At 61.3% G+C, this 14,561-nt stretch carries 15 protein-coding genes; 3 read left to right on the forward strand and 12 right to left on the reverse strand.

The features are described 5' to 3' along the window. Positions 1-190 precede the first annotated feature (190 nt). The 8 genes from J1G18_RS10175 to J1G18_RS10210 all read right to left on the reverse strand — a co-directional run bounded on the left by J1G18_RS10175 (position 191) and on the right by J1G18_RS10210 (position 10,230). Complete coding sequence (locus J1G18_RS10175; protein ID WP_123586990.1) at positions 191-955, reverse strand: ABC transporter ATP-binding protein; 765 nt, start codon at positions 953-955, stop codon at positions 191-193. Between the two features lie 13 nt (positions 956-968). Further along, positions 969-2,087 carry a succinylglutamate desuccinylase/aspartoacylase family protein gene (locus J1G18_RS10180; protein WP_134785578.1) on the reverse strand — a complete coding sequence of 373 codons (1,119 nt, stop codon included), beginning with the start codon at positions 2,085-2,087 and terminating at the stop codon, positions 969-971. 11 nt (positions 2,088-2,098) lie between these two features. After that, positions 2,099-2,809 (reverse strand): ABC transporter permease, encoded by a 711-nt coding sequence (locus tag J1G18_RS10185; RefSeq protein WP_097086541.1) that lies wholly within the window; start codon positions 2,807-2,809, stop codon positions 2,099-2,101. Then, entirely contained in the window at positions 2,806-3,534 is a 729-nt protein-coding gene (locus J1G18_RS10190; protein WP_003222319.1) for an ABC transporter permease, read from the reverse strand. The genes J1G18_RS10185 and J1G18_RS10190 overlap by 4 nt, the downstream gene beginning before the upstream one ends. A 57-nt stretch (positions 3,535-3,591) precedes the next feature. Further along, a complete protein-coding gene (locus J1G18_RS10195; RefSeq protein WP_003222321.1) occupies positions 3,592-4,374 on the reverse strand; it encodes a transporter substrate-binding domain-containing protein in 783 nt (260 codons plus the stop codon). Positions 4,375-4,798: 424 nt separating this feature from the next. Then, positions 4,799-6,487: an ATP-dependent DNA ligase gene (locus J1G18_RS10200; RefSeq protein WP_134785581.1), complete on the reverse strand. Its 1,689-nt coding sequence runs from the start codon at positions 6,485-6,487 to the stop codon at positions 4,799-4,801. Beyond that, positions 6,484-7,518: a ligase-associated DNA damage response exonuclease gene (locus J1G18_RS10205; RefSeq protein WP_223007599.1), complete on the reverse strand. Its 1,035-nt coding sequence runs from the start codon at positions 7,516-7,518 to the stop codon at positions 6,484-6,486. Before J1G18_RS10205 ends, J1G18_RS10200 begins: the two co-directional genes overlap by 4 nt. Before the next feature lie 264 nt (positions 7,519-7,782). Continuing rightward, positions 7,783-10,230, reverse strand: coding sequence for a penicillin acylase family protein (locus J1G18_RS10210; RefSeq protein WP_223007600.1), 2,448 nt, complete (start codon positions 10,228-10,230; stop codon positions 7,783-7,785). A gap of 190 nt (positions 10,231-10,420) precedes the next feature. Between J1G18_RS10210 and J1G18_RS10215 the strand changes: the two genes are divergently transcribed. Beyond that, positions 10,421-10,978 (forward strand): cysteine hydrolase family protein, encoded by a 558-nt coding sequence (locus tag J1G18_RS10215; RefSeq protein WP_223007601.1) that lies wholly within the window; start codon positions 10,421-10,423, stop codon positions 10,976-10,978. Between the two features lie 148 nt (positions 10,979-11,126). Here the strand turns inward: J1G18_RS10215 and J1G18_RS10220 are convergent, their stop codons facing one another. From J1G18_RS10220 to J1G18_RS10235, 4 genes are read right to left on the reverse strand one after another with little or no spacing between them, the layout of a single operon-like run. After that, on the reverse strand, positions 11,127-11,330 hold the full coding sequence (locus tag J1G18_RS10220) for an SEC-C metal-binding domain-containing protein (RefSeq protein WP_003198420.1): 204 nt from the start codon (positions 11,328-11,330) through the stop codon (positions 11,127-11,129). Beyond that, a complete protein-coding gene (locus J1G18_RS10225; RefSeq protein WP_027614355.1) occupies positions 11,327-11,821 on the reverse strand; it encodes an LEA type 2 family protein in 495 nt (164 codons plus the stop codon). Before J1G18_RS10225 ends, J1G18_RS10220 begins: the two co-directional genes overlap by 4 nt. A 43-nt stretch (positions 11,822-11,864) precedes the next feature. Further along, positions 11,865-12,341 (reverse strand): YchJ family protein, encoded by a 477-nt coding sequence (locus tag J1G18_RS10230; protein ID WP_027614356.1) that lies wholly within the window; start codon positions 12,339-12,341, stop codon positions 11,865-11,867. A gap of 4 nt (positions 12,342-12,345) precedes the next feature. Beyond that, complete coding sequence (locus tag J1G18_RS10235) at positions 12,346-12,843, reverse strand: DUF6231 family protein (RefSeq protein WP_027614357.1); 498 nt, start codon at positions 12,841-12,843, stop codon at positions 12,346-12,348. Positions 12,844-13,040: 197 nt separating this feature from the next. Between J1G18_RS10235 and J1G18_RS10240 the strand changes: the two genes are divergently transcribed. Further along, positions 13,041-13,736, forward strand: a complete 696-nt coding sequence (locus tag J1G18_RS10240; RefSeq protein ID WP_098967546.1) for an OmpA family protein — start codon at positions 13,041-13,043, stop codon at positions 13,734-13,736. Between the two features lie 90 nt (positions 13,737-13,826). Beyond that, positions 13,827-14,549: an OmpA family protein gene (locus tag J1G18_RS10245; protein WP_098967548.1), complete on the forward strand. Its 723-nt coding sequence runs from the start codon at positions 13,827-13,829 to the stop codon at positions 14,547-14,549. The last annotated feature ends 12 nt before the right edge of the window (positions 14,550-14,561 follow it).

Consider the following 14,561-nt stretch of genomic DNA (forward strand, 5'->3'; position numbering starts at 1 on the left):
CGGCGGCTTGCGCTCTGAAGGTGTTCCTTCAGTGACCGCGCCGTTGAGGGACAAGTTTAATTTTGTGCGAGTACATACACCCTTGTGGGAGCGGGCTTGCTCGCGAAAGCGGTGGGTCAGTCAAAACAATGCTGACTGACCCACCGCTTTCGCGAGCAAGCTCGCTCCCACAGGTTTTTATCTGCGTCTGTTACTTGAGGTTACCGCTGAGGAACTGCTTCAGCCGTTCGCTGCGCGGATTGCCCAGCACATCTTCCGGCGCGCCTTCTTCTTCCACCAGCCCTTGATGCAGAAACAACACCTGGCTGGAGACCTTGCGGGCGAAGCTCATTTCATGGGTCACCATGATCATCGTCCGACCTTCTTCAGCCAGACCCTGAATCACCCGCAACACCTCACCCACCAGCTCCGGGTCGAGCGCCGAGGTCGGTTCGTCGAACAGCATCACTTCCGGCTCCATCGCCAGCGCCCGGGCAATCGCCACCCGCTGTTGCTGGCCGCCAGAGAGAAACGCCGGGTACTGATCGGCAACCCGCGCCGGCAGGCCCACTTTATCCAGATAACGGCGGGCGCGGTCTTCGGCTTCCTGCTTGCTGCAACCCAGCACCCGGCGCGGGGCCATGGTGATGTTTTCCAGCACGGTCATGTGGCTCCACAGGTTGAAGTGCTGGAACACCATGGCCAGTCGCGTGCGCAGGCGTTGCAGTTCATTCGGGTCGGCGACGTGCATGCCGTGGCGGTCGGTGACCATGCGGATCGCCTGGCCATCGAGGCTCATGGCGCCGTCGTTGGGTTGTTCGAGGAAGTTGATGCAGCGCAAAAAGGTGCTTTTACCCGAGCCGCTGGCGCCGATCAGGCTGATCACGTCGCCGGTCTTGGCCTTGAGCGAAACGCCTTTGAGTACCTGATGGTCGCCATAGCTTTTGTGCAGACCTTCAACAGTCAATTTGTACATGGGGCAGACATCCTCAAGGCGAAAGTAGGTAGCCGCTGCGATAGGCTTCGGCGCCCGCCACGTGGGCGATCACCATGCCGGCAGTAGCCATGCGCCGCAACGAGCGGGCGTACAGCAGGCCGGCGGCAGTGCAATGAATGGGGGTGACCCGGTCGTGGATCGGGTCGATGATTTCGGCAATCTGTTGCCCGGCTTGCAGGTATTGCCCGGCCGTAGCGGTGTACACCAGCAAGCCGCCCACCGGCGTGGTCACCGGTTCGACGCCGGCCAACGGCGTGGCGGGGAACGGCAGGGGCGGCTGCGGTTTGGTCTCGCCGACGATCGCATCGAACTGGATCAGGTAATCGATCAAGGCCTGGCAGTCACGACTGGCCATTGGGTGATTGACGTCACCCTGGCCGCGCAACTCCACGGTCACCGAAAAACTGCCCAGCGGAATCTCGAAGTGTTCGCCAAAGCGCTCCTGCAGTTGCCACCACAACAGGGTGAAGCATTCGTCGAATGACTGGCCGCCGGAATCGGTGGCCAGCAGACTGGCCTGAGCTTCGATGTAACGCGCCAGCGGCTCGACCTGCGGCCACGCTTCGGGCGTGGTGTAGAGATGAACCACGGATTCGAAATCGCAGTGCAGATCCAGCACCATGTCGGCATCGCACGCCAGCCGTTGCAGGGTCAGGCGCTGGGATTGCAGTTGCGTGCCGGGTGTCTGGCGGGCGAGGGCGTTGCGCAGGCTGGTGCGGATCAGCTCAAGGTTGCGCTGCGGGTCGTCGCCCAGCTTGCCCTCGATGTCGTTGCCGATTTCTTCGCTGAGGTCGACGAACCAGCGATTGAAATTCTGCCCGCTCTCCATCTCGTACCGGCCCAGCGGCACGTCCATCAGCACTTGTTCGAGGCCGACCGGGTTGGCCACCGGCACCAGCACAATCTGGCTGCGCAGGCGCCCGGCGGCTTCCAGCTCCGCCAGTCGCTGCTTGAGGTGCCAGGCCACGAGCATGCCGGGCAGTTCGTCGGCATGCAGCGAGGACTGGATGTAGATCTTGCCTTGGGCCTGCTCCGGGCCGAAGTGGAAGCTGTGGATCTGTCGTGCGGTCCCCGGCACCGGGGCCAACAGGTCATGGATCTGGTGTCGCATTACAGGTTTTCCTAGTGGGTCGGCCCGAGGAATGCCAGCCATCGGCGTTCGGCGAGGCGGAACAGGCCGACCAGCGCGAAGGTAATGGTCAGGTAGATCAGCGCGGCGATGCCGAACGACTGGAAGGTCAGGTAGGTCGCCGAGTTAGCGTCCCGCGCAACTTTCAGGATGTCGGGGATGGTCGCGGTGAAGGCCACGGTGGTCGAGTGCAGCATCAGGATCACTTCGTTGCTGTAATACGGCAACGAGCGACGCAGCGCCGAGGGCATGATCACGTAGGCGTACAGCTTCCAGCCGGTCAGTCCGTAGGCCTTGGCCGCTTCGACTTCGCCATGGTTCATGCTGCGGATCGCCCCGGCGAAAATCTCCGTGGTGTAGGCGCAGGTGTTCAGGGCGAACGCGAGGATCGTGCAGTTCATCGCATCGCGAAAGAAACTGTCGAGCAACGGCTGCGCGCGCACGGCGGCCAGGCTGTAGATCCCGGTGTAGCAGATCAGCAACTGGATGTAGAGCGGCGTGCCACGGAACAGGTAGGTGTAGAACTGCACCGGCCAGCGCACATAGAAGTGCGAGGACACCCGGGCAATCGACAACGGGATTGATACCAGAAAACCGATGAAAATAGAGGCGCTGAGCAGCCACAGGGTCATCGCCAGACCGGTGATGTTGGTACCGTCGGTATAAAGGAAGGGTTTCCAGTATTCCTGCAGGAGTTCGATCATCGTACGGCCTCCCGGGCACCGGCGGCGTAACGGCGCTCGAGCCAGCGCAGGATGACGTTGGATGCACTGGTGATCAGCAGATAGATCAAGGCGGCGAGTACCAGGAAGTAGAACAGTTGATAGGTGCTTTTACCGGCGTCCTGCGCGGCTTTGACCAGATCCGCCAGACCGATGATCGACACCAGTGCGGTGGCCTTGAGCATCACCATCCAGTTGTTGCCGATGCCCGGCAGGGCGAAGCGCATCATTTGCGGGAACACCACGAAGCGAAAGCGCTGGCCGCGTTTGAGGCCATAAGCGGTGGCCGCTTCGACCTGACCGCGTGGTACGGCGAGGATTGCCCCACGGAAGGTTTCGGTGAAATACGCGCCATAGATGAAGCCCAGGGTGATCACCCCGGCGGTAAAGGAGTCGATCTCGATGTAGTCCCACTCCATGACGTCGGTCAGGGCTGTCAGCCAGGTTTGCAGGCTGTAGAAAATCAACAGCATCAGCACCAGATCCGGCACCCCGCGAATCAGCGTAGTGTAAAGCTGGGCAGGCAGGCGCAGCAGTTTGGATTTCGACAGTTTGGCACTGGCGCCCAAGAGACCGAGCAACACGGCCACCAGCAGCGACAACGCGGACAATTTGATGGTCATCCAGGTGCCTTCCAACAGCAACGGGCCAAAGCCCTTGAGGCTGAAGGCGGAGAGCCCCAGATTTTGTAAGAGGTTTTCGAACATAAATCAGCAACCTGAGCGGATGGAAAAGGCGCCCATCGAGTGATGGGCGCCAGGGCATTATTTACCGCTGTACAGATTCAGATCGCCAAAGTGTTTCTTTTGAATCTCGGCGTATTTGCCGTCATCGTGTAACGCTTTGATACCTTTATCTAAAAGCGCCTTCAGCTCTTTGTTACCTTTCTTAATACCGACAGCGGTTTTGGCTGGCAGCAATTCGCTGTCGACCGGCTTGCTGACTTCGTAGTTGGCGCCATCCGGCGACTTCAAAAAGCCCAGTTCGGCTTGCAGCATGTCCTGGATCGAGGCGTCGAGACGGCCGTTTTTCAGGTCGGCGTAGACCTGATCCTGGTTGGCGTAAGCCTGGATTTTTACCCCGGCCTTCTCCAATACGGCCTTGGCGTAGGCTTCCTGGATGGTGCCTTGCTCGTAACCGACGGACTTGCCCTTGAGGGAAGCGACGTCATCGCTCAGGCCGGAACCCTTCTTGAACACGTAGGAAGTCGGGCCGGAGAACAGCTCGCTGGAGAAGTCGATCGCCTTTTCACGGGCCGGGGTCACGGTCATCGACGAGATCACGCCGTCGAATTTGTTGGCGTTGAGGCCCGGAATCATGCCGTCGAAGTCACTTTCAACCCATTTGCACTTGACCTTCAGCTCGGCGCAGATTGCGTTGCCCAGGTCGATGTCGAAGCCCACCAGGCTGCCGTCGGCCGCTTTCGACTCGAACGGTGCGTAGGAAGGATCAACGCCAAAACGCAGCTCTTTGTATTCCTTGGCCAGCGCGGAGCCGGCAGCCATGCACAACGCCAGTGCAGAAAGGGTCAGCAATGCTTTTTTCATTATTCAATCCCTAAGAACCAATATGAGCGCTTGTGGCGCAGAATTATTGTTACTGGAACGCGTACGACCTATAGAAAGTAGCAATTTCCGAACCAGAGTCCCGAACAAGTGTTTTAAAAGGTTGGGGGAGGGAGGGGGAGAGGGAATGGTGCACGGGAATGGGCGTGGGGATTGAGCTGCACCAAGTTGGGTCGATGCAGGCATTTTTTAGTGATTCAGAATACTTGTAGCGAGGGGATTTATCCCCGAACGGCTGCGCAGCAGTCGCAAATCCGGTACACGCGGTTTACTGAAAGAATGATGGGGGGCCGCTTCGCGGCCCATCGGGGATAAATCCCCTCACCACAAGATCTCCTCACCAGAAAATCCACTCACTACAGGATGTTCATTCAGGACGATTGGAGGTTTGTCCCGGAAAACCGGGTCAGGCCAGCAAATCCTGCAACGTTGCCAGGCTATCGGCCTCATCCACCGTCTTGTCCTGCCGCCAGCGCAGCATCCTTGGAAAACGCACGGCGATCCCGCTCTTGTGCCGCCGCGACAGGGCGATGCCTTCGAAACCCAGTTCGAACACCAGACTCGGCTTGACGCTGCTGACCGGGCCGAACTTTTCCACGGTGGTCTTGCGCACGATGCTGTCGACCTGGCGCATTTCCTCGTCGGTCAGCCCCGAATAGGCCTTGGCGAACGGCACCAGCGCTCGTTGGCTGGACTCGGGCGGGCCGTCCCACACGGCGAAGGTGTAATCGCTGTACAGACTGGCGCGCCGGCCATGTCCGCGCTGGGCATAGATCAACACCGCATCGACGCTGAACGGATCGACCTTCCACTTCCACCACACGCCCATGTCCTTGGTCCGGCCTACGCCATACAGGGCGTCGCGGGCCTTGAGCATCATGCCCTCGACACCGAGGCGCCGTGAGGCTTCGCGCTGCTGGGCGAGGTCGAACCAGTCACTGCCAGTGAGAATCGGCGAGGCCAGTAACACCGGGTTGTTACCGTGAGCGATGACCTGCTCCAGTTGTGCGCGTCGTTCGGCCTGTGGGCGGTTGCGCCAGTCTTCGCCCTGCCACTCCAGCAAGTCGTAGGCGAGCACCACCACCGGCACTTCTTCGAGGATTTTCTTGTCGAGGGTTTTGCGCCCGATGCGCTGCTGCAGCAGGGCGAACGGTTGCACCGCCGGCGGTGCGCTCGATTGCGGATCGAAGGCGTCTGCGGTGCTCGGATGGGTGCTTTTCCAGACCACGATTTCGCCGTCGATTACCGTGCCGTCGGGTAACGCGTGGACCAGTGTGTCGAACTCGGGGAAACGCTCGGTCACCAGTTCTTCACCCCGCGACCAGACCCACAGCCGACCCTCGCGCTTGACCACCTGCGCCCGGATGCCATCCCACTTCCATTCCACTTGCCAGTTGCTCGCCGGCCCCAGCAGCGCTTCAAACTCCTCCACCGGTTGTGACAAGCCATGCGCGAGGAAGAACGGGTAGGGTTGGCCGCCACGTTGCGCATGTTCATCGGCGGATTCCGGCGCGATCAGTTTCAGGTAGCTGGTCGCGTTCGGCCGGTTCGACAGGTCGGTGTAACCCACCAGGCGCTGCGCCACGCGTTTGCTGTCGAGGCCGGCCATCGACGCCAGAGCGCGGGTGACCAGCAGTTTCGACACGCCGACGCGGAAACTGCCGGTGATCAGCTTGATGCACAGCATCAGGCTCGGCCGATCCAGTTGCGCCCACAGCGCGGGCAGGTGACGGGCGAGGTACTCCGGGGTTTCACCGCGCAGCGGCAGCAGCTTGTCTTCAATCCATTCGGCAAGACCGGCCTCGGAGCTGTGCGAATTTTCCGGCAGCACCAGGGAAATGGTTTCCGCCAGATCGCCAACGGATTGATAGCTTTCCTCGAACAGCCACGGTTGCAGTCCCGAGACTTCCACCGCCAGTTCGCGCAGGATGCGCACCGGCACCAGTTGCCGCGGGCGTCCACCGGACAGAAAGTACACCGCCCATGCCGCGTCCTGTGGTGCTGCTTGAGCGAAGTAGGTTTGCATCGCTGCCAGTTTGGCGTTGCTTGACGTGGTGGCGTCGAGTTCGGCGTACAACTCGGCGAAGGCTTTCATGCTTGCACCTCGGCGATGGCAGGTTCGGCGTCGATGTTTTCCTCTTCGTCGTCGCCGTACTCGGTGTTGAAACCCTGCGCGTCCAGGCCCTGTTCGCGCAGATGCCGGACCAGCACACCGATCGAACCGTGGGTGACCATCACCCGTTCGGCGCCGGTCTGTTCGATGGCCCAGAGCAGGCCCGGCCAGTCGGCGTGATCCGAGAGCACGAAACCGCGATCCACGCCGCGCCGCCGACGGGTGCCGCGCAGGCGCATCCAGCCGCTGGCAAAGGCGTCGCTGAAGTCGCCGAAACGGCGCATCCAGGTGCTGCCACCGGCCGAGGGCGGGGCGATGACCAGCGCCTGACGCATGATCGGGTCGGATTTTTTGATGTCGCCGGCGTAGATCGTCGGCGGCAGGTACACGCCGGCCTCGCGGTAGACCCGGTTCAGTGGCTCGACGGCACCGTGACTGAGGATCGGGCCGAGGCTGGCGTCGATGCCGTGCAGGATCCGCTGGGCTTTGCCGAACGAGTAGCAGAACAACACGCTGGCCTTGCCGGCGGCGATGTTCGCCTGCCACCACTGGTTGATCTCGCTGAACACCTGCGCCTGCGGTTGCCAGCGGTAGATCGGCAGGCCGAAAGTCGATTCGGTGATGAAGGTGTGGCAGCGCACCGGTTCGAACGGCGCGCAGGTGCCGTCGGGTTCGATCTTGTAATCTCCCGATGCGACCCAGACTTCGCCGCCGTATTCCAGACGCACCTGGGCCGAACCGAGCACATGCCCGGCGGGATGGAAACTCAAGGTCACGCCGTGATGGGTCAGCCGCTGGCCGTAGGCGAGGGTTTGCAGGTTGATCTCCTGACCCAGACGCGCACGCAAGATCCCTTCGCTGGCGCTGCTGGCAAGGTAGTGCTGATTGCCGTTACGGGCGTGATCGCCGTGGGCATGGGTGATCACCGAGCGCTCGACCGGGCGCCACGGATCAATGTAGAAATCCCCGGCAGGGCAATACAAACCTTCGGGGCGGGCGATAACAAGGTCCATGTCGTTACCAGAATGGGGGGCTTGTTAGCTATGAGGTTGGCGCGTGTCTGGAAGTTCTATCGATTTTCAAAGCTCCCTCACCCCAGCCCTCTCCCGGAGGGAGAGGGCGCCGACCGAGGTGTCTGGCGAGCTTCATCGGCCTGAAAGTCCGCGTCGATTATGGATTCGGCGCGACGGTTCAGGTCGGTGTATTGCGAAAGAACAACTCCGTCGGTCCCCTCTCCCTTGGGAGAGGGTTAGGGTGAGGGGCTTTTGATCTGTGCCTTACTTGCCCGGTGTGAGGGTCAAACGCGTCTTGCCATACACCCGGTCAAAGTTCTGCGGCTGCATCGGCAAGCCGATGTACTGACCCTTGAGCCACGCATCGATGCCGTTGAGGTAGTTCGGGCTGGCCGGGTTGCCGGACTGGCCGGTGCCGTTCAGGCCCATCAGCGGCTCAGCCTGGCTGAAATCAACGATGAAACGCATCGACGGCGCCCGCGTGGTGTTGAAGTCCTTGCCCCAGGCAAACGCCGCAGTATTGAGCGTGGTGTGATCGCCGCCGGCTGCCAGCGGGCCGCGAACGGTCTGGCCATTGGCGTTTTTCCACGTGTAGCTGTGCAGTTTGCCCCACTGCCAGGCCTTGTGATCGCCACCCAACTGACTGTCGCCAGCGTTGATCGCGGCGGCCAGACTGCGCGCCAGAATCACGGCTTTGTCTTCTTTCTGCGGGGTACGCAAGTCATCCCAGAACGGGCTGTCTTCGCGCCCGAGCAGGTGATCGGCCTGCGCCGCGTAGGACAAGTCGCCATTGGCAACAAAGGCTTTCCACGCCGGACTCGACTCGGGGCCGAGCTCATCGAGGAAGATCTGCTTCATGCTTTCTTGCAGGAACAGTTCATAGATCGCCGCATCCGCCGAGGTCGGGCTGAGCTTGCCGTCAAACGCCATCAATCGGGTGAACGCCTCGCGCGCCTTGTTGCGATCGGCTTCCGGCAGGGCGTCGATCGCCTGTTTCAGCGGCTGCTTCATGCCCGGCGCTTCAAACATTTTCTTCAGCTTGGCAGCGAAGGTGGTGGTCTGGTCGTACTGCATGGCGATCACGCTGCGACCGTCCTGTTTGCCGCTGTTGGCCAGTTCCGCCAAGCGCTCACCGCGCTCCGGCGCCGCCCACGAGTTGGACAACTGCATGCCGTAGCCGTGAGGAATGACCCGCTGGTTGGCGGTGCCGAGCCAGCCCTGGGTCGGATCCTGATCGTACGGGTGCAACATCGGGTCGGCATAACCGTCCCAGTCGTAACGACCTTCCCAGCCCGGCGATGGCAGCAGGCCTTCGCCTTCGCGCCGGTTGGGGAAACGCCCGGTGACCTGCCAGCCGATGTTGCTGGCGTCGGCGAATACCATGTTCAGGGCGATGGCGCGGATCTCGCGGCTGGCGTCTGACGCGCGTTCAACGTTCTGCGCACGGGTCAGGTCGAAAAATGCGTCCAGCGATTTGTCGTCGGTGAAGCTCGGGGTTTGCAGGGCCAGGCCAAAACCGTTGCCCTGTACGGCCTGAGCACTGTTGAGCAGCGCGCCGTGGCGGGTTTCGTACACCGCTTCGCGAATCGGCCGCTGGCCTTTGACGAAATAGGTTTCGTTGCGCACGCCCAGCGGCTGCCATTTGCCGTTGACCTCATAGGTCAGGCTGTTGCCCTGACGGCGGATTTTTTCCAGGAACAGGTCCTGGTTGTCGCCGAGCACACTGGTGGCGCTCCACGCGACTTTGCCGTTGAAGCCACCGAGCACCATCGGCAGACCGGCGACAGTGACACCGGCAGCCTGATATTTCGGCGCGCGGATCTGCACGAAGCTCCACAGCGACGGCGCTGCCAGTGGGCCATGGGCATCGCTGGCGAGAATGCTCTTGCCGCTGCGGCTGCGTTGCGGGGCGATTGCCCAGTTGTTCGAGGTGCTGGCGCCCAGCAGATTCACCGCCGCCAATTGTTGGCTGGCGTTGCTCAGCTCCGTCAGGCCGGGGATCTGCCCGTTGAGCTTGAGGCCTTGCAGCTTGTCGGCCTCGGCCAGCGGCAGATTTTCATCGGGTGCGGACGGGGTCAGCCAGGCGAGTTTGTCGCTGGTCACGGTTTGCGCCAGCACCAGGGATGAGATCTCTTCCGGCAGGTTGGCCGACTGGCTGAAGTTCAGCAGCGCGAAGATCAGCGCCGAATCTTCCGGTTTCCAGTATTCCGGCTTGTAGCCACTGGAGGCGAGGTCGCCCGGCAACTTGTCGGCGTAGCGGAACAGGTAGGCGTTGACGCCCCGCGCATAGACTTCAAAGAAGCGCTGGAGCCGTGGCGACGAAGCCTTGTAAAGCTCGGCGGCGCTTTTCTTCAGGTTGACCGCACGCATGTAGCGGTCGGCATCGAGCATCGACGGCCCGGACATTTCCGCCAGACGCCCCTGGGCCAGCAGGCGCAGGGTGACCATCTGGTTGATGCGGTCGCTGGCATGCACGTAACCGAGGGTGAACAGTGCGTCGTGGAAGCTGTTGCTTTCGATCAACGGCATGCCCATGGCATTGCGTCGCACCGAAACGTTCTGCGCCAGACCCTTGAGCGGTTGCACGCCGGAGGTGGGCGGGAGGGTGTCCTGCGCGTTCCAGGTCTGGCAACCGGACAGGCTCAAGACACCGGTCACTGCTGCGGCAACGCCGAACCGGGGAAGAAAATGTGTGAGGGCTGGCGAGGCCATGGCAAAGCTCCTGCGGGGGTGTAGAGGCTGGGGGCGCAATAAAGCCGCTACGTTAGTGAGCAGGAGATGGCCGCGCAAGCGGGGCGAGCGGTTATTTCTTGCCATTGATCGATGATTGTCTGATGGCTTGCTTATTTGCAGGGGTGGGTGATGAAGTGCGGGAATCAAATGACTCTCGTGAGAAGACGCCATGGAGCTTCAGGCCAACGCTGCACTGATCATCATCGACCAGCAACAAGGCATTCTGCAGCCGCGACTGGGTAGGCGGAATAATCCACAGGCCGAAGAACGCATGCTCGATTTACTGAGGGCGTGGCGCAGTAGCGGGCGGCCGGTGATTCATGTGCAGCATCTGTCGCGTGAACCGGATTCGGTGTTCTGGCCCGGGCAGTCAGGGGTGGAATTTCAGCAGCGATTCATGCCGCAGGACGGTGAATGGCTGATTCAGAAACAGGTACCGGATGCGTTTTGTGCCACGGGGCTGGAAGCGCAGCTGCATGAGGCGGGGATCGGGCAATTGATCATTGTTGGTGTAGCGACCAACAACTCGGTGGAATCCACAGCGCGCGCGGCGGGCAATCTGGGGTTTGAGGCGTGGGTGGCGGAGGATGCGTGTTTCACCTTCGACAAGGCCGATTATTTCGGCACACCGCGTTCAGCCGAAGAAGTGCACGGGATGTCGCTGGGGAATGTGCACGGGGAGTATGCGACGGTGGTCAGCGCTGCGCAGATTCTGGCGGCTGTCTGAACATTTTGGGGTGAATGTACCGGCCCATTCGCGAGCAAGCCCGCTCCCACAGTCGACTGCGTTCAGTCAGCGGGAACGCGGTCAACTGTGGGAGCGGGCTTGCTCGCGAAGGCAATGTGTCAGGCGAAAAATATCTTCACCTGAAGCATCAAGCGCCGTGGCACTTCTTGAATTTCTTGCCGTTGCCGCATGGGCAAGGGTCGTTGCGGCCGACGTCTTTCAGGGCGTTGCGCACCGGTTCCTGGTGGGCGTGGCCGCAGTTCGGGCCGTGGACATGGCCATGATCGTGATCGTGATGATGGTCATGATCGTGGTTGCAGTCAGGGCCATGGACATGAGGTTGCTGAGTCATCGGTTGTGCTCCGGAATTAAATCGGCGGGGATTATCACGCCATTGCGCTCCAGGTGCACGTAGTGGGCGATGAATAAACCGGTTTCCATCTCGCCCTGCAATCGATAGGGCACCTGCTGGTGCTGACTTTTCAGCATTTTCACCACGTCCTTGACCCGCGGCCACAGGTTGGTGCGGATCGGTATCCGATAGAACGCGCTGCTTTTCGGCCCTACCGTGATCCAGTGTTCATGCTCGCCTTCGGCAAGCAACAGGTCTGCCAGATGAATGCGATATTCCATGCCGCGCACCGTCAGGTCGCTGTCGTTTGGGTTGTCGATGCGAAAGTGCAGGATGAATTTCTGTTCGAGCAGCTTGGCCCGCACCACCTCGACTTTTACCAGGTGCACGGCGGGGTCGACGCTGTCGTCGCTGAACCATGAGGCGCAACCGCCGAGGTTCAGGATCAGCATCAATAACAAGCCATGCAGTGTGCGACAGTGACCGAGCATCGAAAAAACTCCCTTTGTGCCCCAGTCTAGTCGGCACTTCCCTTTATGCGCCGAAATACCCCGCACAGCACTTCTTGAACTTCTGCCCGCTGGCACACGGGCACGCGTCATTGCGCCCCAGCTTCAACTGCACGGTCGGGTCGATGAAGTACCAGCGCCCGGCGTTTTGCACGAACGAGGAGCGCTCGCGGTGGCTGTGTTCGCCCTGGCTGTCGTGCCAGCGCGCGGTAAAGGTGACGAAGGCATGCTCGGGTTGGCCGCCGAACACTTCCGAGCTTTCGACCTCAAGGCCGAGCCAGGTGCTCTGCGCGCTCCAGGCGCTGATCGACTGGCGATCCAGACCGGCCTGCTGGGCGGGCAGGGTGGTGGCCACCAGATAATCGATCAGCCCCAGCACGTAGGCGCTGTAGCGCGAACGCATCAGCGCTTCGGCGCAAGGCGCCGGGTGGCCTTCGTGATAGTGGCCGCAGCAGGCCTCCAGCAGGTTGCCGCTGCCGCACGGGCAAATGGCTGTACTCATTGCATTACCACCAGTATTTGCCGAAGTTTTCCGGATTGGCCCAGAATCGCGAGTTGAGCCAGTCGGGGACTTGTTTGTAGTCAAGCAGATCATAGGTGAACAGGGTCAGTACCTGATCGTCACGCTGGAAGCGTTCACTGGCCTGCAGCGCCAGCGAGTAGAAATCGGTTTCCTGCCAGCCGCTGGCCGGCAGATCCGCCAGCACTGCAATGCGGCTGGCGTTGAGGTTGCGAATCCCGCCCAGCAGATTCAAGCCGTCACGCTTGGGCAGGTGCTCAAGGCAATCGACCACCAGCGCCAGGTCGAAGCGCCGCGCCGCGAGTTCGGCGGGCAATGCACCGGGTGCGGCGTGGGCCACGCAGGTGTCTGGATGTGCCTGCTTGAAAGCGGCGAGCGCCGGAAATTCGCTGGCGCCGATCAGCAGCAGACGCGCCGGGGCATAGCGATCCAGTAAAGCGGCCAGCGCCTGTTGCGGCGTGCGCGAAGAAATGGCGACGTTCATCGAAGCTCCTCAATCAGATCGCCAAGACTAGCGCGCCAGACGGATCCGGCCTAGACCCCGATTTGCCGCGGGCGGCAAAAGTGCCGAATCCCTGTGAACACGGTCCCAAATGCCAGTGGCCTATTGCTGGCGGAGATTAAAACTCCGGTCTTTACTCCGTGAATCGGTTCTAAGCCGATCCCTCAGGAGAAAACCAGATGAGCATAGTTCGGACAGCATTACCTTTGATTCTGCTAACCAGTGTGTTGACTGGTTGCGCAGGTTTGCAGAAAACCGACTGGCCGACCTGTGCGGCGGTCGGTGGTGTAGTCGGTGCCGGTCTCGGCGCGACGGAAAGTTCGGCGTGGGCCGGTTATGGCGCGCTGGTGGTCGGTGGTACGGCAGCCGCCTATTGCTGGGTGCACGGTGATGGCGACGAAGACGGCGATGGTGTGCCGGACAGTCGCGACAAGTGCCCGCACACGCCTAAAGGCGTGCAGGTCGATGCTGACGGCTGCCCACCACCTGCCCCTGCGCCAGTGGTAGAAGAGGCCGTTGTGGTCAAGGAAGAAACTATCGTCATTCGCGATGTGCACTTCCAGTTCGACAAAGCCACCCTGACCGGCTCCGACAAACAGGTGCTGGATAAAGTCGCCACGCGCCTGAAACAAGAGTCGTCCACGGCGCAACTGACCGTGACCGGCCACACCGACAGCGTCGGCAGCGATGCCTACAACAAAAAGCTGTCGGATCGCCGTGCGCACTCGGTGGTGGAATACCTGATCCAGCAGGGTGTGCCGCGTGCCAGCTTCGTTTCGGTCTCGGGCATGGGTGAAAGCCAGCCAGTGGCGGATAACAAAACCGCAGACGGTCGCGCACAGAACCGTCGTACCGAAATCAAAATCGTCCGCTAGCCCCTCTCGCATCCGCGGCTTGTGCAGTCGCGGATGCGGGTCTTTACTCCTGTGTAACCGGTATGGGCCGGTGACACAGGAGCTTTCACAATGACTGTTTTCTCAAGGTCCGTCTTGCCGGTGCTGCTGCTGGGCAGCCTGCTCACCGGTTGCGCCACTCATAGCGATGGCGATGCCCCCCTCAATCAACGTACGTGGCCGATCTGCAGCCTGATCGGCGGGCTGGTCGGTGGCGGTCTTGGCGCCATTGAAAGTGGCGGCTGGGCCGGTGGCGGTGCGGCGTTGGGGATTCTGACTGGCGGGCTGATCTGTTATGCCCAGGATGGCGATGAAGACGGCGATGGCGTGTTCGACCGCCGCGACCGTTGCCCTGACACCCCGGCCAATACCCCGGTCGATCATCGCGGCTGTCCGCTGCCGCAATATCCGGTCACTGCAAAAGCTCCCGAACCTGCGCCGCAATCGGAAGTCATCACCCTCAGCGATGCCGGTAATGTGTTGTTCGATTTCGACAAGTCGGATCTGACCCCGGCCGCCAAGGCCCAGCTCGATACGCTGATGGACAAATTGCGCAACGCCGACGTGGTCAGCATCAAGGTCATCGGTCATACCGACAGTAAAGGTTCGGACGCCTATAACCAGGCACTGTCGGAACGACGCGCCAGCAGCGTGGCGGCGTACCTGCTGAGTCAGGGCCTGGCGCCGGAAAAACTGACCAGTGAAGGACGCGGCGAGAGCGAGCCGGTGGCTGACAACGCAACGGACGAGGGACGGGCAAAAAACCGTCGGGTGGAGTTGCATATCAATCGCTAGGACTTGTCTGTA

Origin of the sequence: Pseudomonas sp. MIS38, from assembly GCF_019891575.1 — a bacterium.
GTDB classification, from domain to species: Bacteria; Pseudomonadota; Gammaproteobacteria; order Pseudomonadales; family Pseudomonadaceae; genus Aquipseudomonas; species Aquipseudomonas putida_A.